General features: G+C 70.8%; 16 protein-coding genes. 12 read left to right on the top strand and 4 right to left on the bottom strand.

Going from position 1 to position 19,052, the window contains the following annotated elements:
- Positions 1-96 precede the first annotated feature (96 nt).
- The 6 genes from ACIQID_RS05245 (at position 97) to ACIQID_RS05220 (ending at position 6,004) form a co-directional block, all read left to right on the top strand.
- The gene (locus ACIQID_RS05245) at positions 97-1,380 is read left to right on the top strand and encodes a CDP-glycerol glycerophosphotransferase family protein (RefSeq protein ID WP_312673144.1); all 1,284 of its coding nucleotides are present in this window, start codon (positions 97-99) and stop codon (positions 1,378-1,380) included.
- Positions 1,377-2,147 carry a biotin--[acetyl-CoA-carboxylase] ligase gene (locus tag ACIQID_RS05240; RefSeq protein ID WP_400282607.1) on the top strand — a complete coding sequence of 257 codons (771 nt, stop codon included), beginning with the start codon at positions 1,377-1,379 and terminating at the stop codon, positions 2,145-2,147. Before ACIQID_RS05245 ends, ACIQID_RS05240 begins: the two co-directional genes overlap by 4 nt.
- A gap of 94 nt (positions 2,148-2,241) precedes the next feature.
- Positions 2,242-2,754 carry a PH domain-containing protein gene (locus ACIQID_RS05235; RefSeq protein ID WP_312675035.1) on the top strand — a complete coding sequence of 171 codons (513 nt, stop codon included), beginning with the start codon at positions 2,242-2,244 and terminating at the stop codon, positions 2,752-2,754.
- Positions 2,755-2,839: 85 nt separating this feature from the next.
- Positions 2,840-3,964 (top strand): 5-(carboxyamino)imidazole ribonucleotide synthase, encoded by a 1,125-nt coding sequence (locus ACIQID_RS05230; RefSeq protein ID WP_400282604.1) that lies wholly within the window; start codon positions 2,840-2,842, stop codon positions 3,962-3,964.
- 121 nt (positions 3,965-4,085) lie between these two features.
- The gene (gene purE / locus ACIQID_RS05225) at positions 4,086-4,553 is read left to right on the top strand and encodes a 5-(carboxyamino)imidazole ribonucleotide mutase (protein ID WP_312675033.1); all 468 of its coding nucleotides are present in this window, start codon (positions 4,086-4,088) and stop codon (positions 4,551-4,553) included.
- Positions 4,550-6,004 (top strand): LCP family protein, encoded by a 1,455-nt coding sequence (locus tag ACIQID_RS05220; protein ID WP_400282601.1) that lies wholly within the window; start codon positions 4,550-4,552, stop codon positions 6,002-6,004. The genes purE and ACIQID_RS05220 overlap by 4 nt, the downstream gene beginning before the upstream one ends.
- Positions 6,005-6,180: 176 nt before the next feature.
- On the opposite strand, the gene ACIQID_RS05215 is transcribed toward ACIQID_RS05220, so the two are convergent.
- Both ACIQID_RS05215 and ACIQID_RS05210 read right to left on the bottom strand, forming a co-directional pair.
- Entirely contained in the window at positions 6,181-6,747 is a 567-nt protein-coding gene (locus tag ACIQID_RS05215; protein ID WP_312673139.1) for a hypothetical protein, read from the bottom strand.
- Positions 6,748-6,889: 142 nt separating this feature from the next.
- Positions 6,890-8,653: a DUF4012 domain-containing protein gene (locus tag ACIQID_RS05210; protein WP_312673138.1), complete on the bottom strand. Its 1,764-nt coding sequence runs from the start codon at positions 8,651-8,653 to the stop codon at positions 6,890-6,892.
- Between the two features lie 122 nt (positions 8,654-8,775).
- On the opposite strand from ACIQID_RS05210, the gene ACIQID_RS05205 reads away from it, so the two are divergent.
- The 6 genes from ACIQID_RS05205 (at position 8,776) to ACIQID_RS05180 (ending at position 16,448) form a co-directional block, all read left to right on the top strand.
- Positions 8,776-9,849, top strand: coding sequence for a glycosyltransferase (locus tag ACIQID_RS05205; protein WP_400282597.1), 1,074 nt, complete (start codon positions 8,776-8,778; stop codon positions 9,847-9,849).
- 101 nt (positions 9,850-9,950) lie between these two features.
- On the top strand, positions 9,951-12,836 hold the full coding sequence (locus ACIQID_RS05200) for a hypothetical protein (RefSeq protein WP_400282594.1): 2,886 nt from the start codon (positions 9,951-9,953) through the stop codon (positions 12,834-12,836).
- 142 nt (positions 12,837-12,978) lie between these two features.
- Entirely contained in the window at positions 12,979-13,860 is an 882-nt protein-coding gene (locus ACIQID_RS05195) for an ABC transporter permease (protein WP_312673134.1), read from the top strand.
- Positions 13,860-14,609 carry an ABC transporter ATP-binding protein gene (locus ACIQID_RS05190; protein WP_303708252.1) on the top strand — a complete coding sequence of 250 codons (750 nt, stop codon included), beginning with the start codon at positions 13,860-13,862 and terminating at the stop codon, positions 14,607-14,609. Before ACIQID_RS05195 ends, ACIQID_RS05190 begins: the two co-directional genes overlap by 1 nt.
- Positions 14,606-16,201 carry a methyltransferase domain-containing protein gene (locus ACIQID_RS05185; protein ID WP_400282590.1) on the top strand — a complete coding sequence of 532 codons (1,596 nt, stop codon included), beginning with the start codon at positions 14,606-14,608 and terminating at the stop codon, positions 16,199-16,201. The genes ACIQID_RS05190 and ACIQID_RS05185 overlap by 4 nt, the downstream gene beginning before the upstream one ends.
- A gap of 4 nt (positions 16,202-16,205) precedes the next feature.
- Entirely contained in the window at positions 16,206-16,448 is a 243-nt protein-coding gene (locus ACIQID_RS05180) for a hypothetical protein (protein WP_312673132.1), read from the top strand.
- A gap of 19 nt (positions 16,449-16,467) precedes the next feature.
- Here the strand turns inward: ACIQID_RS05180 and ACIQID_RS05175 are convergent, their stop codons facing one another.
- On the bottom strand, positions 16,468-18,345 hold the full coding sequence (locus ACIQID_RS05175; RefSeq protein ID WP_400282587.1) for a glycosyltransferase: 1,878 nt from the start codon (positions 18,343-18,345) through the stop codon (positions 16,468-16,470).
- Between the two features lies 1 nt (position 18,346).
- Entirely contained in the window at positions 18,347-19,051 is a 705-nt protein-coding gene (locus tag ACIQID_RS05170) for a 2-C-methyl-D-erythritol 4-phosphate cytidylyltransferase (RefSeq protein ID WP_312673129.1), read from the bottom strand.
- Position 19,052: the final 1 nt, after the last annotated feature.

The raw sequence follows: 19,052 nt of genomic DNA, 5'->3' as shown, positions 1-19,052 counted from the left end.
GATCATGTCACGCGCGCCTCCCCACCCTCTCCCAGGCGGGCCATCGGGTCGCCGGCCGCCCAGGGGGACGACAGCGGGACGAACTATCCTGGAGGGATGGGTGCACTGTCTGACGCGAAGAAGGCCTATCGGCTCCTGCGACGGGCGCTCGCGTCACGGTCGGCGGTGCAGCGCGTGCGACGCCGCCTCGCGGCGCAGGACCCCTACCCGGCCGATCACTTCCGCGTCGCCGTGTACTTCGCCGACGGCGCTGTGAACATGTACCAGATGCGCCAGTGGTACCGCCCGCTCGCCACGCTCGCGGAGCGCTGGCCCGTCGTGGTGCTGGCACGACAGGCGACCGGAGCCGAGAAGCTCCTCGAGGAGGACGCCCCGCCCGTCGCCTTCGTGCCGACGGTGCGCGATCTCGAGCGCTTCCTCGCCACGCAGGACGTCCGCGTCGTCCTGTACGTCAACCAGAACACCCGCAACTTCCAGATGTTCCGGTACGGACGGCGCTGGCACGTGTTCATCAACCACGGCGAGTCCGACAAGATGTACATGACCACGAACCAGTACAAGGCGTACGACTATGCGTTCGTGGCCGGGCAGGCCGCCAGGGATCGCCTCTCGCGCACGCTGTGGGACTACGACGTCGAGCGACGCACGATCGAGATCGGTCGCCCGCAGGCCGACCACTACTCGGGCTCGCTGCCGTACACCCCGGACGAGCGCCTCGTGGTGCTCTACGCGCCCACCTGGGAGGGGGACCGCCCCAGCGCCCACTACGGCTCGATCGCTTCCCACGGCGAGCGGCTCGTGTCGCGGCTGCTGGCGACCGGCCGCCACCGGGTGATCTACCGCCCGCATCCGCGGAGCGGTGTCGTCGACGACGCCTACGGGGCTGCCCATCGACGGATCATCGCGGCCATCGCCGCCGCCAACGCGGCCGATCCCGCCGCGCAGCACGTGTACGACGACGGCGCGGAGCTGGGATGGCAGCTCGCGGCCGCCGACGTCGCGGTGGTCGACATCTCCGCGATGGTCTACGACCGGCTGGCGGCGGGCAAGCCGCTCATGATCACCCGCCCGGTCGACGACCGGGCGGCCGTCGACACCACCGGCTACCTCTCGGACTGCGAATGGCTGACCGCGGAGGCCGCGGACGACATCGTGGCCGAGGTGGAGCGTGTCCGCGACGACGAGGCGGCCGTCGCGCGCCTGCGGATGTGGGTCCGCCACTACTTCGGCGACACCACCCCCGGCGTCGCGACGGAGAAGTTCCACGCCGCGGTCGACGGGCTCATGGCGGAGTGGGAGCGCTGGCGCGATCGCGAGATCGGCGTCGTCCGCGGTGACGAGGACGACGATGACGACGAGGCGGACGACGAGGACGCATGAGCACCGGGTTCCCGCGCTCCGCCGCGCTCGCACCGCGTCTCGAGGTCCTCGCGGCGACGGGGTCGACGAATGCGGACCTCCGCGCGAAGGCGCACGACGCTCGCGCCTGGCCGCACCTCTCCGTCCTCCTCACCCGGGACCAGACTGCGGGCCGGGGTCGTCTCGACCGTCGGTGGACCGCCCCGGCCGGCACCGCGCTCGCCGTGTCGGTGCTCCTGCGCGACCTCCCGTCCGAGCCCCGTGCCCGGGGCTGGATCCCGCTGGCGGCGGGGGCGGCGATGACGGCCGCCGTCGCCGCGCAGCTTCCGGATGCCGCGGTGGCGCTCAAGTGGCCGAACGACGTGCTCGTCGATGGCCGGAAGATCTGCGGGATCCTCGCCGAGGCGGGCCCGGACGTGGTCGTCGTGGGGGCGGGGGTCAACACGGCCATGTCGCCGGCCGAGCTCCCGGTGCCGACGGCCACGTCGTTCGCGGTGCACGGTGTCGTCGCCGATGAGGACGCGTTGCTGCACGACTACCTCGAGGCACTGGACGGGCATGTGCGCGCGCTCGCCGCCTCCGGGGGCGCCGTCGCGAGCGGGCTGCACGAGGCGGTGGCGGCGCGGTGCGCCACGATCGGACAGGCGGTCCGGGTGTCCCTCCCCGGGGGACGGACCCTCGAGGGCACGGCGGTCGGCATCGACGCCGAGGGACACCTGCTCGTCGACGCGGAGGGGACCGCGCAGGCCGTCTCCGCGGGCGACGTCGTGCACGTGCGCCCCGCGTGACGCGGGGACACGCCGCCCCGCGGACGGCGTTGTCGGCGATCCCGGGCACAATGGGGGTGTGACCCAGCCCGTGACGCTCGGCGGAAGACCGCTGATGCCGCCGCCCGGCACCCCCGCCGAGGAGCTGCTCATCGCGCGCTTCCGCAGCCACGCGCGTCGTCTCTTCTGGTCCGCGCTGGTGCTCATCGCCGTCTTCGGCGTCACCGCCTACTTCTACGGCAACCTCCCGGCCGGGTTCGAGGACTGGATGCTGCTCGCGGCCGCCGGCCTCGTCGTGCTCGTCGCCGTCGTGATCCCGTTCATCGTCTGGTACTCGCGGACGACGACGATCACCACCCGTCGCGTGATCGCCGCGCAGGGGCTCGGCTCGCGGCACCGCCGGGAGATGTCCCACGCCCGCGGCTACACGATCGGCGTGCGCCGCGGTCCGCTGCAGCGGATGTGGGGCTGCGGCACGATCACGCTCTCCAACGGCGTCGACGCGCCCCTGCGCCTCGTCAACGTGCCCAACGTCACCCTCGTGCACGAGACGCTGGCCGACCAGATCGAGGTCGGCCAGATCCTGGCCCACCGCGACGCCCAGGCCGGCGGCGACGACCTGTCGTGATCCCGCCGCGGGCATCGGCGACGCGTGAGCGTTCCGCGTGCCCTCGCGCGTGCGGAAGAATGGGCATGACGAATGGAGGCGGCACATGGCGCTGCGCGTGGGCGTGATCGGCGGAGGACAGCTGGCACGGATGATGATCGCTCCGGCGGTCGAGCTCGGGCTCGACCTGCGGGTCCTCGCCGAGGAGGAGGGGATGGCCGCAGGACTGGCCGCCACGGCGGTCGGCGATTACCGGGATCTCGAGACCGTGCGGGCCTTCGCCGCCGACGTCGACGTCGTCACCTTCGACCACGAGCACGTGCCGCAGGAGGTCCTCCGGGCGCTCGTCGCCGAGGGCGTCACCGTGCATCCGGGCCCGGACGCCCTCCAGTTCGCTCAGGACAAGCTCGCCATGCGGGCCCGCCTGACGGAGCTCGGCGTGCCCCAGCCGGAGTGGGCGCCGGTCCGTTCTGCGGAGGATCTGCAGCGCTTCCTCGATGAGCACGACGGTGCGGCCGTGGTGAAGACGCCGCGCGGCGGCTACGACGGCAAGGGCGTGCGTGTCGTGCGCTCCGCCGCCGAGGCGCAGGACTGGCTGGACACGCTGGTCGACGCCGACGCGCTGCTCGCCGAGGAGCTCGTGCCGTTCGTCCGCGAGCTCGCTCAGCAGGTGGCACGGCGCCCCGGCGGCGAGATGATCTCCTATCCGGTCGTCGAGACCGTGCAGCGCGACGGCGTCTGCGCGGAGGTCATCGCTCCGGCGCCCGCCGCCACCGACCGGCTCGCCGAGGTCGCCGAGGGCATCGGACGTCGCATCGCCGAGGGCCTCGGCGTGACCGGCATGCTCGCGGTGGAGCTCTTCGAGACCGAGGACGAGCGCATCCTCGTGAACGAGCTCGCGATGCGTCCGCACAACAGCGGCCACTGGAGCCAGGACGGCGCGATCACGGGGCAGTTCGAGCAGCACCTGCGGGCGGTGGCGGATCTGCCGCTGGGGAACACCCAGCCCCGTGCGGCGTGGTCCGTGATGGTGAACATCCTCGGCGGTCCCACGGAGGGCACTCTCGGCGATCGCTTCGAGGCGGCGATGACCGCGCATCCGGACGCGAAGATCCACACGTACGGCAAGGCGCCTCGCCCGGGCCGCAAGGTGGGGCACGTCAACGTCGCCGGGGACGACCTCGACGACGCGGTCTACGTCGCCAGGGCGGCCGCCGCCGCGTTCGAATGAGAGGGCGGCAGGACACGGGAAAAGACGTGTGCCGCTCGGGGATTCTCCCAGCGCGAGACCGTAGCCTGATCTGGTGACCGAGCCACTGCACTCCTCCGCCGCCCCCGTGGTGGGCGTCGTCATGGGATCCGACTCCGACTGGCGCGTGATGAGCGACGCCTCCCAGGCGCTGACCGACTTCGGGATCCCGCACGAGGTCGAGGTGGTCTCCGCCCACCGCACGCCGGACAAGCTCATGTCGTACGCGCGGGAGGCCCGATCGCGGGGGCTGCGTGTCATCATCGCCGGCGCCGGTGGAGCCGCGCACCTGCCCGGCATGCTCGCGTCGATGACGGCGTTGCCCGTCGTCGGGGTGCCCGTGCCGCTGGCGTATCTGGACGGCATGGACTCGCTCCTCTCGATCGTGCAGATGCCCGCCGGGATCCCCGTCGCGACGGTCTCCATCGGCGGGGCCCGCAACGCCGGTCTGCTCGCCGCCCGGATCCTCGGCGCCGCGGACGACGAGCTGGCCGATCGCGTGGAGGCCTACGCCGCCGAGCTCGAAGCGCAGGTCGCCGTCAAGAACGATCGGCTGAAGGACTCGCTGTGACCCTTGCGCCCCCGCGCGCGACGCGGCGCCCGCTCATCGAGACGCGGCCGCTGCGCCACCCCGACTCCGACGATCCGGGGCTCATGTCGAAACGGGCCTGGTGGCTCCTCGGGCTCAACGTCCTGCTCCCGGGGTCGGCGCAGGTTCTGGCCGGCAACCGCCGTCTGGGCCGGTTCGGGCTCGGTGTCACGCTGACCACGTGGTTCCTCGCGATCGTCGCCGTCGGCCTCGCCCTGTTCGCCCGCCCCGTCTTCCTCTGGCTCGCGATCGGCGGCGGCTTCGTGTCCGCGGCCCTGCTCACGCTCGTGCAGGTGCTGCTCGTGGGCGTCGTGGTCCTCTGGATCGTCCTCACCTTCGACACGCTCCGTCTCGTCCGGCTCGTCAAGGTCCCCGCTCCGTCGCGGTTCCTGCTCCCGGTCGTCGCCCTCGTCCTGCTCGGGCTCGTCGGCGGGGTCACCGGGTACGCGGCGACGGCGGTGGGTTCCGTGCGGGGGAGCGTCGGGGCGATCTTCGGGCAGAGCGGCCCGAGCCTCCCGCCGAGCGACGGCTACTACAACATCCTGCTGCTCGGCGCGGACAGCGGGGACGGCCGCGACTCGATGCGTTTCGACAGCATCTCCGTCGTCTCGGTCAACGCCGAGACCGGAGCAGTGACCATCACCGGAATCCCGCGTGAGCTCCCGCATGCGCCGTTCAGCGACGGCAGCCCGATGCAGGAGCTCTACCCGGACGGGTTCCAGGGCTACGCGTCGTCGTCCTGCGGCTGGAACGGCTGGATGAACCACGTCCGGAACGCCGCCGAGGTCTGCCGCGAGGACAAGGGGACCGGGCTCTACCCGGATGCGGAGGCCGCCGGCTCGGCGCCTGGCATCGAGGCGACCAAGGAGGCCGCCGAAGGCGTGCTCGGCATCGAGATCCCGTACTACGTGTTCGTCGACATGCACGGCTTCGCCGACCTGGTCGACGCTCTGGGCGGCGTCGACATCACGGTCACCGAGCGTCTGCCGAAGGGCGGGCCGCCCGACGGGTGGACGGGGACCGACGTGAACGAGTGGGCCATCGGCTGGATCGAGCCGGGTGCGCAGCACATGGACGGCGACACCGCGCAGTGGTACGCGCGGTCGCGCTACACGACCAGCGACTGGGACCGCATGAAGCGACAGCGCGAGCTGCAGGCGGCGATCCTGGCCCAGTTCACCCCGCAGACCGTCCTCACGCGGTTCAACGAGGTGGCGGCCGCGGGCACGGCGCTCATCAGCACCGATCTGCCACAGGGCAAGCTGCCGGAGTTCTTCGACCTGATGCTCAAGGCGAAGGAGCAGTCGGTGCAGACCGTCGAGCTCACGCCCGAGAACGGCGTCGACGAGTTCGACCCGAACTACGACTTCATCCACGAGCTCATGCAGGAGAAGCTGCACCCGCCGACGGAGACGCCGACGCCCACCCCGTGAGCGGGCCCGGGCACGACGCAGCCCACGGGTGACGTTCCCGGGAACATCACCCGTGGGCGTCCGGTGCAGGACCGGATTCGCCAGACGACGGTGATCGGAGGGGGAGGGATCACCGTCGTCCAGCCGACCACCGCACGAGGCGGCAGCCTGGCTCAGGCGCGCTGTGGCGCGCGGCTTCAGGCGCGCTTGCGGCGCGCGGCTCCGACGGCGACGAGGGCACCACCGGCGACCAGAGCGACTGCTCCACCGCCGACGATCCACGGCGACACCGATCCGCCGGTGAGGGCGAGCTCCATGCCGCCGGTGAGCGGAAGCTCGGTGCCGGCGGGCGCGGCCACGCCGGGATCGTGATCGCAGCTCGATGCGGCCGTGTTCCCGTGCGAGACCGTCACCATCGCGGTGTACGGCCGCGACCCGGCGAAGTCGAGGGCGTAGGCCCCCTGTCCGTCGGACGGCGGGCGGAACGTGACCGTCAGGCTGCCGTCGGAAGCGGCGGTGTTGCCGGAGATGGCGGCGGCGCCGGCGTTCTGGCCGGACACGGACACGCCCACGGTCTCCGACGGCTCGAAGTACCCGGCGCCGAAGGCGACGGTCGAGACCTGGCAGGTGTCGATGATCGCGTCACCCACCTTCGCGCTCGGCGGAGACGGGTACGAGTCGCTCGGCGCGGCAGAGGCGACGGTCGGCGCGGCCAGGATGAGCGCGCCAGCGGTAAGGCTGATGGCAGCCAGTTTCTTCAGCATGATTTCTCCCCAGAATTTCACGCGGAATCGCCTCCGGATACACCCCTGCATCCGACTGCGCGAGGCCCTCTGCCCCCACGGCAGGTTCACGGACCCCGGTTATTCCCCAGTGAGATGACAGTACCTCATCCGTCGGCGAATGTCACGAGCCGCAGTGCAGGGTGTCGCGCGTCAGCTTCGGATCGACGATCAGCGGCGTGTGCCGCACCTCCGTCAGCCGTTCTCCCGCGCCCTCGCCCTGGAACTCCACCGTGATGGTCGTGGACTCTCCCGGGGCGAGCAGCACCTCGTGCTGCACGACCGCCCGGTCCTCGACGGTCGTCGTCTGGACGCCCTCCTCGGCGCCGTCGCGGTCGATGTGCGAAGGCAGCGCGCCCTCGGGGCCGTAGACGGCGATCAGCGTGCGGACGCTCCCGGCGGGCACCCCGTACACGCCGTCGCCCGTGACGTACGGCGGCAGGGAGGTGGCGGCATCCGCGGGAGCGGTGTTGGTCCAGGTCACCCGCACCTGCGTCGTCGGCGCCCCCGCGCACGTCCCGACCGCCGTGGCGATGGACGCACGGGTGTAGTAGTCCATCTTCCCGCCGGTGCCGTCGTTGAAGAGCACTCCCACGGCCGCGGAATCGGCATCGTCCCGGGGGAGGGTCCCGCCCAGGGAGCTGGCCGTGAGGAGCGCCTCCTCGGGCTCGTGCGCGCTCCAGATGCGCACGCGCCCTTCGCCGGCGGCGTCCGCGAGCGCGCGCACGAGATCCTGCGGCTTCGCGTTCGAGAGCGCGGCCGCGAAGAGCCCGCCCGCGGCCTGCGCGAAGATGTCGTCCTGGACGGCCGGATCGGGGACCGCCGCGTAGATCTCCGAGAGGAGGATGTCGGTCACGGTGTCGGCCGTCGCCGTGAAGGGTCCGAACGTCAGGTCACCGGTGGCGCGCATGAGGTGCGCGGCCACGACCGCGTCCACGGCGATCACTCCGTCGACCTTTCCGCCGAAGCGGCCCTCCCATCGCGCCGCGATGGTCTCGCCCGCCTCCCGGAAGTCCGGGATGCTCGTGATGTTCTGCAGATAGCGGCCGGGCCGGTCCTCGAAGAGGGCGACCGTGCTGTCGCTGAGCGGCAGTGCCGTGTCCAGAGGGGGGAAGTCCCGCGTCGAGGCCTGCTGCTGCAGGGTGATCCTGCCGTTCTCGGCGCGCAGGAGCGCGATGGAGCCGACGATCCCGCCCGATGAGCGCAGCTCGGCATTGTTCTGCATCGCGAGCACGTAGGTGCGCGGGCCGTCGCCGCCCAGCATCGTGGGCAGGAGCACGGAGGCCCCGTGCAACGCACCGACGGCCGTCGCCGCCTGGGTGACGGCGCCGCGCATCTCGCGGACGGCGTCGGCCAGGGGCGGGAGGGTGGCATCGGCGTCGATGCGCCGGGCCCTGTCCTCCGCTGCGGCCAGGGCCTCACTCGCCGTGCCGAGCGGCTTCTCGATCTCCGCGAAGGGGGCGAGGTCGATCGCTCCGCCCGAGAAGCCGAGACTGGAGAGGTCGACATCCCCGGCGACGTCGAGCAAGGGGTCCAGCGCGTCTGTGGAGACGTCGTCCGCGATCACGGCGACCTCGCTCACGGCGCGGAAGTTCGGGCCGATCCAGGGGAGGACGCCGAAGGCCTGCCAGATCGGATCGCCGGTCAGGGACCGGGCGGACTCCGCGTGGTGGGAGATGCGTCCGGCGATGGGCCCCGCGCCGTCGATGTCGCCGGCGGCGATCGCCTGCTTGAGCTGGGTCGTCCCCTTCGCGATCTGCTGCAGGTTGTCCACCGCCCCGATCCCGCGCACGGTCACCCAGCCGAGAGCCAGGACGAGCAGCGTGATGAGGAGGCCGATGGTCCACCCGATCCATCGGCGCCGGACGGGAAGTCGACCATCGCTCACCCTGGCATTCAAGCACGCCGCGGGCGTCCGCCGAGAGCCTCATTCTGTGGGAACGCTGAGTACCGCCCCGGGAAGGTGATGCGCTCCCTGCCTGGGCGGGGTCCCGCGGTTAGCCTGATCGCATGGGTGCTCGGCTGCGTGTTGTTCTGGATCAGCTCGTGCATGTCGTCGACGCCGACCAGGCGGCGGCGTCGCGGGATCTCGCTGCGGGCCTCGTCCAGACGGCGCCGCCGAACTGCACGGTGGAGGCGATCGTGCCCGCGGGTGCGGAGGTCGCGATCCGCGGCATCGGCGATGTCCGCACGCTCGCGGTCGGAAGGCGCGAGCTCGCCGCGTCCTGGCAGCTGGGCATCGCCCCGGGTGTCGGCGGCGGTCTCATCCACGCACCGACGCTGCTGGCCCCGCTGGTGCGCCACGACCGCGTGCACGACAACGATCAGACCACCGTCACGCTGTGGGACCTGCGTGCGTGGGAGGCGCCGTCCCAGCTGTCGCGCGGTGCGGTCGCCTGGCAGCGGGGCATGCTGCGACGGGCGGTGAAGCACGCGGACGCCGTGGTCGTGCCGTCCCACTCGATGGCCGAGAAGCTCTCCGGTCTGGCGAAGCTCGGCGATCGCGTCCGCGTGATCGCCGGCGCCCCGCCGCAGGACCTCGTGGTCCCCGTCGCCGCGTCCGCGCGCCGCGACGAGCTGGACCTGCCCGCGGAGTACCTCGTGCTGTCCGGCCCGGAGCACGCCCTGAGCGCCGGTTTCCGCGGCGCGGTCGCCGCCGGACTCGACGCCGTGGTGATCGGGGCGGCGGAGGGGAGCGAGCCGCGGATCGCCGAGATCGCCGCCGCCGCCGGGCTCCCGGAGCGACGCGCGCACATCCGTGGCGCGCTGGATGCGGCGGACCGCGCCGCGGTGCTGTCCGCCGCTCGGCTCTTCGTCGCCACCGACGCCGTCTCCGGGTGGCCGTGGCGGGCGGTGGAGGCGATGGCCCTGGGCATCCCCGTCGTGGCCACGGAGTCCGGATGCCACCACGACGTGATCGCGGACGGAGGCGCGATCGTGGGGGAGGACGCGCTCCCGGATGCGGTCGCGGACGCCGCAGGAGACGGTGCCGCGCGACTTCGGGTGCTCGCCGCCGATCGCTCACGGGCGTTCTCCTGGGCGAGTGCGGCGGAGCGCGTGTGGAGTCTGCACGCCGAGCTGTGAACGGCTGAGAGCCAGCTTCGTAAACACGCGACACGCCGACGAGAGGTCGACCTTTTCGTGTAACGGTGGCATCATCCTGCAACTTCCGTCACACTGGTCACATGTCTCGACGTGCCCCACGCTCTCGAAACACCGCGAAGGTCACCCGCCTTCTCACCTGTTTCCTCGCCGTCTCCGCCCTGGTCCTCGGCACGGTGGTCCCCGCCACCGCTGCTTCCGCCGTCACGGCCGCCGTGCCCGCCTCCGCGAGCACCGGCCGCATCTCGGGCGACCCCGTGACCGCCGGGATAGCCAAGAGCACGCTCGCCGGGTTCAACGCCGGCAACATCATCAGCGACGCCGTGTTCACCAACAAGAGCACGATGACCGAGGCGCAGATCCAGAGCTTCTTCAACAGCAAGGTCTCCCGATGCCTCGGCGGCCGGGACGAGAACAACGAGGCGATCGTCTGCCTCAAGGACTTCCGGATGAACACGGTCAGCCGGCCGGGGGACCAGTACTGCAGCGGCTACAGCGGCGCGGCCAACGAGTCCGCGGCGCGGATCATCTATCGGGTCGCGCAGGCCTGCAACATCAACCCGCAGGTGCTCATCGTGATGCTCCAGAAGGAGCAGGGCCTGATCACGCACACGTGGCCGAGCGCCTGGCGGTACCGGATCGCGTTGGGTCAGGGCTGCCCCGACACCGCGCCCTGCGATCCGAACTTCATCGGCTTCTTCCACCAGATCTACGGCGCCGCCCGGCAGATGCAGATCTACATGGAGGGCAAGTGGTTCCAGTGGTACGCGCCCGGCCGCACCTGGAACATCCTCTACAACCCCAACCGCTCGTGCGGTTCGTCGCCCGTCTACGTGGCCAACAAGGCCACCTCGGCCCTGTACTACTACACGCCGTACCAGCCCAACGCGGCAGCGCTCCGGGCCGGGTACGGAACCGGTGACGGGTGCTCGGCCTACGGCAACCGGAACTTCTACAACTACTTCACCGACTGGTTCGGATCCACGCAGAACCCGACGTCCATGCAGGGCCTGGTCAAGGTCGGCACCGCCGTGTGGCTGCTCTCCGGGACGAATCGGTACCACCTCACCGCCGACGCGTACCCCGAGTACAAGGCGGTCTTCGGTGCGCCGGTCGTGACGACGGCGGCCACGCTCTCCGGATACCGCGAGGGTGCGCGAGGATCGTTCTACGTCAAGAACGCCAGCACCGGGGTCGTGGCGATGCTCCAGGGATCCCAGACCCACCGTTTCTCCAGCTGCGGTCTCGTCGCCACCTGGGGCGGCTCCTGTGGGGATCCCCTGGTGACGATGTCGAATGCGCACTTCACCAAGTTCAAGGCCGGCGCGGAGATGACCTCCTTCGGTCGTCTCGCCGCCGGGGGACGGCTGCATCAGCTCAGCGGGAACGCCCTGGTGCCGATGTACGACGCGGCGGCCGCCGCCGCGCGCAACGGCGGGACCACCCCCTACGCCGCCGTCGTCCCCGCCGCCGTGGTGAAGGCGCGCACCGTCGAGACGCGGCTGCGCTTCGCGCCGGCGACGTACGTCAAGGTCTCCGGCAAGCCGGAGGTCTGGCTGGCGGACGACGCGGGATCGCTGCACCATCTGCCGTCCTGGGCGCAGTCCGCGGAGATCGGGCTGCCGTCGAAGGTCGGGGCGAACATCTCGGCGGCTGACCTCAACGGGTACCAGGTCGGGGCGCCGCTCGCGCCGTTCGTGCAGTGCGGAGGCAAGGCGTACGCGGCCGCGGGCGGCAAGCTCAGCGCGCTGTCCGGCGCGGTCCCGGCTGGGTTCGGCTCGGTGCCGCTCGACGCCACCACGTGCGGTCGACTCAACCTCACGGGCACGAAGGTGAACGGCGCGGCGGTCTTCGTGCGGTTCGCGGGCTCGACGGACGTCTTCCACCTCGTCAGCGGCCAGTACCGTGCCGTGGCCGATACCGCACAGCGGACGGCGATCAACGGCGAGGTGGCCCCGACGATCCTCGGAGCCGGTGCCGCTTACCGGTCCGCCGTCACGATCGGCTCGCCCTACCCGACCGGCGCGACCTTCATCCGGGTGTCCGGCACCTCCGAGGTCTGGCTCGTGGACGGCAGGACCCTCGTGCACCTGCCCAGCTGGGCGATGGCGGCCGAGTACGGTCTTCCGTCGAGCTCGACCCTCGTGGGCCCGGATGCCGTGGTGGGGATGGACAAGCGCGCACCGCTGACGTCTTTCGCCACCTGCGGCTCCACGACGTACGTGGCGGCATCGGGCAAGCTGCACGCGGTGTCGGGCGCTCAGGTCGGCGGGAACACGGTGACCGCCCTCACCTCGCAGGTGTGCGCCGGGCGGACGACGGGCACGGCGGCGGAGACGCCGGTCTTCCTCGACGACGGCGCACTCACCGTCGTCGCCGTCGGGGGCGGCTTCCTGCGGCTTCCCGACGCCGCCAGCATCACGCGCGCTGCGGCGGGCACCACGCCCAGCGTGAAGCGCGTCTCGGCCGCGTACCTCGCGAGCCTGCCGGCGGCCGTCGTGCCGACCGAAGGCGCTCTCGTCCGCGCATCGAACGAGTCGCCGGTGACGCTCATCAACGGCGCCGTGCGCCAGCGGATCCCGAACTGGGGAGTCGCGGCCGATCTCGGCGTGCAGGCCCGCTACCAGATCGTCGCTCCGGCGGCCGTGGCGACGCGGGGCATCGCGGGGACGCCGGAGGTCGGCGTCTTCGTGACCTGCGGGGCCACGACGTACGTGGGCGCGGGGGGCACCCTCCGACCGGTGGCGCCCGGCGCGCTGGGAGGGTTCACCCCGCTGGCCCTGTCGCCGGCGACCTGCGCCACGCTGACGCTCAGCACGGCGGCGCCCCTGACGACGCTGCTCCTCACCTCTCCGGGGGGCCCGCTCTACACGCCGTCGGGCGGCAAGCTCGTCCTCGCCGCGGACCAGAAGGCGACCGGAGCCGTCGTCCTCGACGCCCGCACCATCGCCGGCATGCCGAAGGGCTGACGCCGACCCTGAGCGAGGGCGGAGGCGGCGCGCCCCGCCCACGCTCAGGGTCCGACCGGGTCGGTCCGATATACTCGGGAGGATGTGTCGCGGGCCCGAGTCCCGCGTTCCCGACGGAAGGGCGAATGAGTTGACGGTTGGCATGCCCCTCGACCTGAGCGACTACGACGTTCCCGGCCGGGGCAAGGGCATCCTCGATGTCTTCCGTCGCCGCTACCTCCTCCGCCTCCTCGTGCGGAAAGGAACCGCGACCCGGTACCGCAACTCCGTGCTCGGCTGGGTGTGGTCGTACGTCAAGCCGGCCGCGCAGTTCCTCATCTACTACTTCGTGATGGGCGTGATCCTCAAGCTCAATCACAACATCGAGAACTTCCCGGTCTACCTGTTCTCCGGCGTCGTCGCCGTGAACCTGTTCAACGAGGCCTTCGGCAATTCGACCACGTCGATCGTCGACAACCGCGCTCTGGTGAAGAAGATCTACCTGCCGCGGGAGCTCTTCCCGGTGGCGTCCGCCATCATCGCCTTCATCCACTTCCTCCCGCAGATGGCGATCCTGCTGGTCGTCTGCCTCCTGATCGGGTGGACGCCCACGCTCCTCGGCCTCGCCGGCATCCTGCTCGCCGTGGTCATCGTGCTGCTCTTCGCGCTGGGGCTGGGGTTGTTCTTCAGCGCCCTCAACGTGCGGTTCCGGGACGCGCAGAACTTCGTCGACCTCATCAAGATGTTCTCCACCTGGACCTCTCCCGTGCTGTACAGCTGGATCCTCGTCCAGGAGGCCCTGGCCAACCACCCGTGGATGTTCACCATCTACACCTGGAACCCGCTCACGGTGGCGGTCGAGCTCTTCCACCAGGGCTTCTGGGCCGGGACCACGGAGCCCCCGGCCGCGGGAGCCGCCGATCCGAGCATCCTGCCGGGCTTCGGCACCGCGCTGCTCGTCGCGCTCCTCATCTGCCTGGGGATGCTCGTCATCGGCCAGATCACCTTCCGTCGTTTCGAACGCTCCTTCGCTCAGGACCTGTGATGTCTCAGATCGTCTCCCAGACCCACGCTGTTCCCAGCATCGTCGTCGACCACGTCTCCAAGCGGTTCCTCAAGCGGAACACGCACTCCTTCAAGGAGGCGTTCGTCGGCTGGATCCGCGGCAAGAAGGTGCGCGCGGACAAGTTCACCGCGCTCGACGACATCAGCTTCCAGGTCGGCGAGGGCGAGTCGGTCGCCATCATGGGTCTGAACGGATCGGGCAAGTCGACCACGCTGAAGCTCATCTCCGGCGTGCTGGAGCCCGACACGGGCCGCGTGCTCACCCGCGGGCGGGTCGCCGGCCTGATCGAGGTGGGCGCCGGATTCCACCCCGAGCTCTCGGGACGCGAGAACGTGTACCTCAACGCCGCCATCCTCGGGATGACGGAGAGCGAGATCGACGAGCGGTTCGACGAGATCGTGGCGTTCTCCGAGATCGGCGAGTTCATCGATCAGGAGGTCAAGCACTACTCCTCCGGAATGTTCATGCGTCTGGCGTTCTCGGTCGCGATCCACGTGGAGCTGGACATCCTGCTGGTCGACGAGGTCCTGTCGGTGGGCGATGCACCGTTCCGCGCGAAGTGCTCCGCGAAGATCAAGGAGCTCACCTCCCGGGGTGTGACCATGCTCGTCGTGAGCCACAACACCAACATGGTGAAGGACCTCTGCCAGCGCGGCGTGGTCATCAAGAAGGGCAAGAAGATCTTCGACGGCCCGATCGACGAGGCCGTGGAGGCGCTCGGCGTATGATCGACGTCGACCTCCAGCGCATCGTCCTCGACCCGTTCACCCTCGAGGATGCCAAGGTCGTCGACGTCCGTTTCGACGGACATCGCGTCTGGTCCGCGAGCGTGCCGTACGCCGTGGACGGCGTCATCAGCCTGCCGTGGCCCAAGGCTCTGGCCGTCCGGCTGTCGGGGGTCACGACCGTCACGATCCTGGACACCGTCACCGGGCGGCGCATCGACGAGGCCGTCGACGTGCGCTTCGGACGCAGCAGCGAGCGGCTCTCGCTCACGGACGCCCGCGGGCGCTGGTTGGCCATGACGAAGTGGGATCGGCTGGGACCGGTCCTCGAGGGGCGGGACGGGATGGTCGGGCGCGATCTCCTCGCCAACGGCCGCCGCATCGTGGACGACCTGGAGGCCGACGGCCACGAGGTCTACATCGTCGGCGGGACACTGCTGGGGATCGTCAGGGACGGCGGGCTGCTGCCGCACGACGACGACCTCGACCTCGCGTTCTACTGCCACGCCGACAACCCCGCCGACATCGGACTCGAGTCGTATCGGATGGAGCGCGCCCTTCAGGCGCGCGGCTACACGATCGTGCGGCACAGCCTCACGCACCTCGAGCTGCAGTTCTTCGACAGCGAGGGCCAGCCCGACCACTACATCGACATCTTCACGGGCTTCTTCCGCGACGGCCTCTACTGCCAGCCGTTCGCGCTGCGCGGTCCCGAGGTCACCCCGGAAGACCTCGTCCCCACCCGGCCCCGCGAGGTCGAGGGCGTGGAGCTGCCGGAGCCGGCCCAGCCGACCGCCTGGTTGTCCTACGCCTACGGCCCCGGGTGGCGCATCCCGGATCCGACGTTCAAGTTCGTCACGCCCACGTCCACGCGCTGGCGTTTCGAGACGTGGTTCGGCGTCTACAACCGCGGACGGGTGTACTGGGACAAGCACTACCTCGAGTACACCGACCCGGTGGGCTTCACCCCGGCGCGACGCTCGATCCGGCGATTCCTCCGCGACGTCCCCCCGGACGCGCGCATCCTCGACCTCGGCTGCGGTGACGGGCGCTGGACCCGCGAGCTCGCGGCGCAGGGGCATCGCGTCGTCGGCGTGGACTACAGCCACGAGGCGTTGCGCGTAGCCCGCTCCGGCCCGCAGGATCCGGCCGTCGACTTCCGCTACCTCAACCTCAACGACCGTGCGGCGGTCTTCGAGTTCGCCGCATGGATGCTGGGGACGGGGGAGGAGTGGTTCGTCTTCGCGCACCACAGCGTGCAGGCGCTGACGAAGACGAACCGGCAGAACGTCCTCCTCTTCCTGGACCTCGTCCTCCGCGGGCGCGGTTTCGCGGACGTCATCTCGGACGAGACCCTGAGCCGGCGCTACGAGCACGGCAAGCCCTCGACCTGGCACCTGCCGCAGGAGTGGCTCGAGCGGGAGCTGGTCGGACACCCGCTCGCCCTGACCCCGAAGGGTCGCTGGTGGCGGCGTGACGGCCGGCAGCTGCGCCCCGTGCGCGCCGCGCGTCTGACCCGGGTGCCGGGCCCCGTCCTCGCCGGCGACAACGGCTCATCCCGCGCCGCGCGGCGCGAGACCACGATCAAGGAGTGATCCCATGAGGAAGATCCTGCGAAAGCTCGCGATGCTCATCGCCCCGACGACGTACGGGAAGCTGCAGCGCTTCGACCCGGACAAGCCCACGCCCGCGTCGGTCGACATCACCGAGGACCTGCTGGCCCGCATCGCCGACCTCGAGGTGCAGATCCGCGAGATCCGCCAGGACAACCGGCGGGTCGTGGAGCTCTACGACGCCGTGTTCGAGCGTCTGCGCCAGGACAACCCGCTCATCCAGAAGTGACGCCCCGCTCCGCCCGCGCTCAGCGCGGGCGGAGCGGCGTGATCGACGCGGTGGTTACCCGATAGACGGAGCCGCCTCCGGGGAAGCGTGCCCCCAGATGGACGTCGACGGGAACGGATCCGTCGATCTCGAGCCAGGCGCGGCCGTCGCGGACGACGAGCTCGGCGGGCCGCTCGCTCCACGCCACCGTCGCCCGGGGGCGACGCAGACGTGCCAGGCCCCGGCCCCGGGCCGGGGCGCCGAGCCCGGCGACGCGCACGGTCGTCGGAATGCCCGGCGTCTCGGAGGAGAGCTCGTCGACCGACAGCTCGACGGCGGTGCGGCCGTCGTGGACGGCGACGCGGCCGGTGGGGCGGACGAGAGCTCCGAGGTCCTGCGGGTCGAGGTCGAGGACGATGCGGTCTCCGCCGACGGCGTAGGCCGCTCGCGCCCCCGAGGGGGTGAGGGAGACCGCGGGGGCGAGGGAACCGCGCAGCATCGGCTGACGTCGCATCGTGCCCAGGACGCTGCGGACGCTGAGGTCCCAGATCCGGCCTTCCAGCGGGGCCCCCAACGCAGCCGTCGAGGGATCGACGGTCGCCGTCCCCTCGACGTCGAACGTGGTCGTCTCGGCGTCGTCCCGTCGCTGGACACTGCTCTCGCTCGGCACTAGCCACCCGATCCTGGTGTCCTCCGAGCGGACGCCCACGGCGGCGGAGGCACCGTCGATCTCGGCCGTGACGTCGAGCTCGTCGTCGGTGAACAGGGGCGCGAACGGCTTCGGGAGCACCTTGCGGATGCGTCCGTCGACGGTGCGCAGCGCGTGACGCCGTCCCTGCCCGTCCTTCCACTCGACCCGGAACCCGATGTGCAGGCGGCCGTCCTCCCAGCGCAGCCCCGCGGCGCGCGGGACCGGCCCGAGCACCGGGTCCTCGCGGATGAGCCGGTCGAGCGCATGCGGGTGGCCGGCGCGGAGCAGCTTCGCCCGCAGTCGCCACGTCGTGTCGAGGCAGTCGTCGGCGGACTCCGGGAAGTGCTCCTCCTGCAGGCGATGCGCGTGCTCGAAGATCAGCTTCCGCGTCTCGGGAGCCCGCTCCACGTAGTACGCGTTGAACGCGTCCATGAGGCGGGAGCGGTACTGGTGCTCGAGGAGCAGGCGCCGCTCATCCTCCAGCCCCGGAGCGTCGAGTCCGCTCTCGATCGCCTCGATGACCTCGCCCAGCCAGAACCACCACTCGGCGCGGGCGCGTCGGAACGTGGTCGATCCGCTGCCGGCGGTCGTGAACCAGTGGTAGTACGGCGTCGATGCCATCGTCGAGACGACCTCTGCCTTGGCGAGCACGGCGACGTTGAAGAAGATGTCCTCCCACAGCACGCGACCGCCCTCGCGGAAGCGGATGTCGTGGTCCATGAGGAGCTGTCGACGGTAGAGCTTGTGCGGGTTGGTGGGAGTGAGGGCACCGTAGGGGAGTCCCTGCCCCAGCACCTGCGGCAGGTCGGCCGGGAACTGGTCGATCGCCCAGCCGGCGTCGTCGGTGCGCGCCTCCTTGCCGTTGAGGACGTCGGCACCGTGGGCGCGCGCGTACGCATGGCCGTCGCGGAGGGCGTGCGGGTAGAGCTCGTCGTCATGGTCCATGAACGCGACGTACTCGCCGCGGGCGAGGTCGATGCCGGTGTTCCGGGGACGACAGGGCCATCCGGAGTTCTCGATGCGCGTCACCCGGAAGTGCGGGCGCGAGCGGGCGATCTCGGTGAGCCGGTCGAACGTGTCGTCGGGGGACCCGTCGTCGACGAAGATCGCCTCCCACTCGTCCGTCGGCAGGGACTGCGCGTCGAGCGAGGCGATCAGGCGATCGAGACCCTCACCGGAACGATAGGTCGCGACGATCACCGAGACCTTCGGTGCGGGAGCGGTCATCTCAGGAGTCCTCTTCGGCGGCGATCAGGCGGTCCACGATCAACCGTGCCGTGCCGAGGTCCTGCGGGGTGGTGATCTTGATGTTGTTCACGTCGCCGAGGAGGATGCGCGACGGGGTGCCCATGAACTCGTGGACGAGGTCGGCGTCGTCGCTCACCCGCTGGTAGTTCGACTTCACGGCGCGCTTGTAGGACTTCTTCAGCAGCTTGCGGCGGAAGGCCTGCGGGGTCTGACCGAGCCACGAGTGCGAACGGTCCAGCGAGCCCTCGATGAAGCCGTCGTCGCCGACGAGCTTCACCTGGACGGTGCTCGGCGTGCCCAGCATCGCGGCGCCGTCCTCGATCGCCGCGTCCAGGACGTCGCGGATGAGCTTCTCGGTGACGAAGGGGCGCACACCGTCGTGGACGAGGATGATGTCGCCCGTGGTGGCCTTGAGGCCCTTCTTCGCGCTCAGATGCCGTTCCTCGCCGCCGACGACGAGGGTCACCGGCAGGTCCGCCTCGTCGATGAGGATGCGACGGTACGTGTGCTCGTTCTCCGCGCTGATCGTCACGATGATCTCGTCGATGAACGGCAACGCGACGGCGCGGACGGTGCGCTCCAGCACCGTCATCCCGCCGAGTTCCACGAGCAGCTTGTTGCTGCCGAATCGGGTGCCCTTGCCGGCGCAGGTCACGATCGCCGAAATGGAATGGCCCTTGTACACG

This window comes from Microbacterium sp. NPDC091676, assembly GCF_044756645.1.
In the GTDB taxonomy this organism is placed as follows: Bacteria; Actinomycetota; Actinomycetes; order Actinomycetales; family Microbacteriaceae; genus Microbacterium; species Microbacterium paraoxydans_D.
Note: the sequence above shows the minus strand (reverse complement) of the source record. Positions and strands in the feature narration are given on the sequence as shown.

What these genes read in the sequence shown, in the direction of transcription:
- ACIQID_RS05185 (WP_400282590.1), top strand. Translation starts at nt 14,606, where the DNA reads ATGATCGACGTCGACCTCCAGCGCATCGTCCTCGACCCGTTCACCCTC.
- ACIQID_RS05175 (WP_400282587.1), bottom strand. Translation starts at nt 18,345, where the DNA reads ATGACCGCTCCCGCACCGAAGGTCTCGGTGATCGTCGCGACCTATCGT.
- ACIQID_RS05190 (WP_303708252.1), top strand. Translation starts at nt 13,860, where the DNA reads ATGTCTCAGATCGTCTCCCAGACCCACGCTGTTCCCAGCATCGTCGTC.
- ACIQID_RS05240 (WP_400282607.1), top strand. Translation starts at nt 1,377, where the DNA reads ATGAGCACCGGGTTCCCGCGCTCCGCCGCGCTCGCACCGCGTCTCGAG.
- ACIQID_RS05180 (WP_312673132.1), top strand. Translation starts at nt 16,206, where the DNA reads ATGAGGAAGATCCTGCGAAAGCTCGCGATGCTCATCGCCCCGACGACG.
- ACIQID_RS05200 (WP_400282594.1), top strand. Translation starts at nt 9,951, where the DNA reads ATGTCTCGACGTGCCCCACGCTCTCGAAACACCGCGAAGGTCACCCGC.
- ACIQID_RS05215 (WP_312673139.1), bottom strand. Translation starts at nt 6,747, where the DNA reads ATGCTGAAGAAACTGGCTGCCATCAGCCTTACCGCTGGCGCGCTCATC.
- ACIQID_RS05235 (WP_312675035.1), top strand. Translation starts at nt 2,242, where the DNA reads ATGCCGCCGCCCGGCACCCCCGCCGAGGAGCTGCTCATCGCGCGCTTC.
- ACIQID_RS05245 (WP_312673144.1), top strand. Translation starts at nt 97, where the DNA reads ATGGGTGCACTGTCTGACGCGAAGAAGGCCTATCGGCTCCTGCGACGG.
- ACIQID_RS05205 (WP_400282597.1), top strand. Translation starts at nt 8,776, where the DNA reads ATGGGTGCTCGGCTGCGTGTTGTTCTGGATCAGCTCGTGCATGTCGTC.
- ACIQID_RS05230 (WP_400282604.1), top strand. Translation starts at nt 2,840, where the DNA reads ATGGCGCTGCGCGTGGGCGTGATCGGCGGAGGACAGCTGGCACGGATG.
- purE (WP_312675033.1), top strand. Translation starts at nt 4,086, where the DNA reads ATGGGATCCGACTCCGACTGGCGCGTGATGAGCGACGCCTCCCAGGCG.
- ACIQID_RS05195 (WP_312673134.1), top strand. Translation starts at nt 12,979, where the DNA reads ATGCCCCTCGACCTGAGCGACTACGACGTTCCCGGCCGGGGCAAGGGC.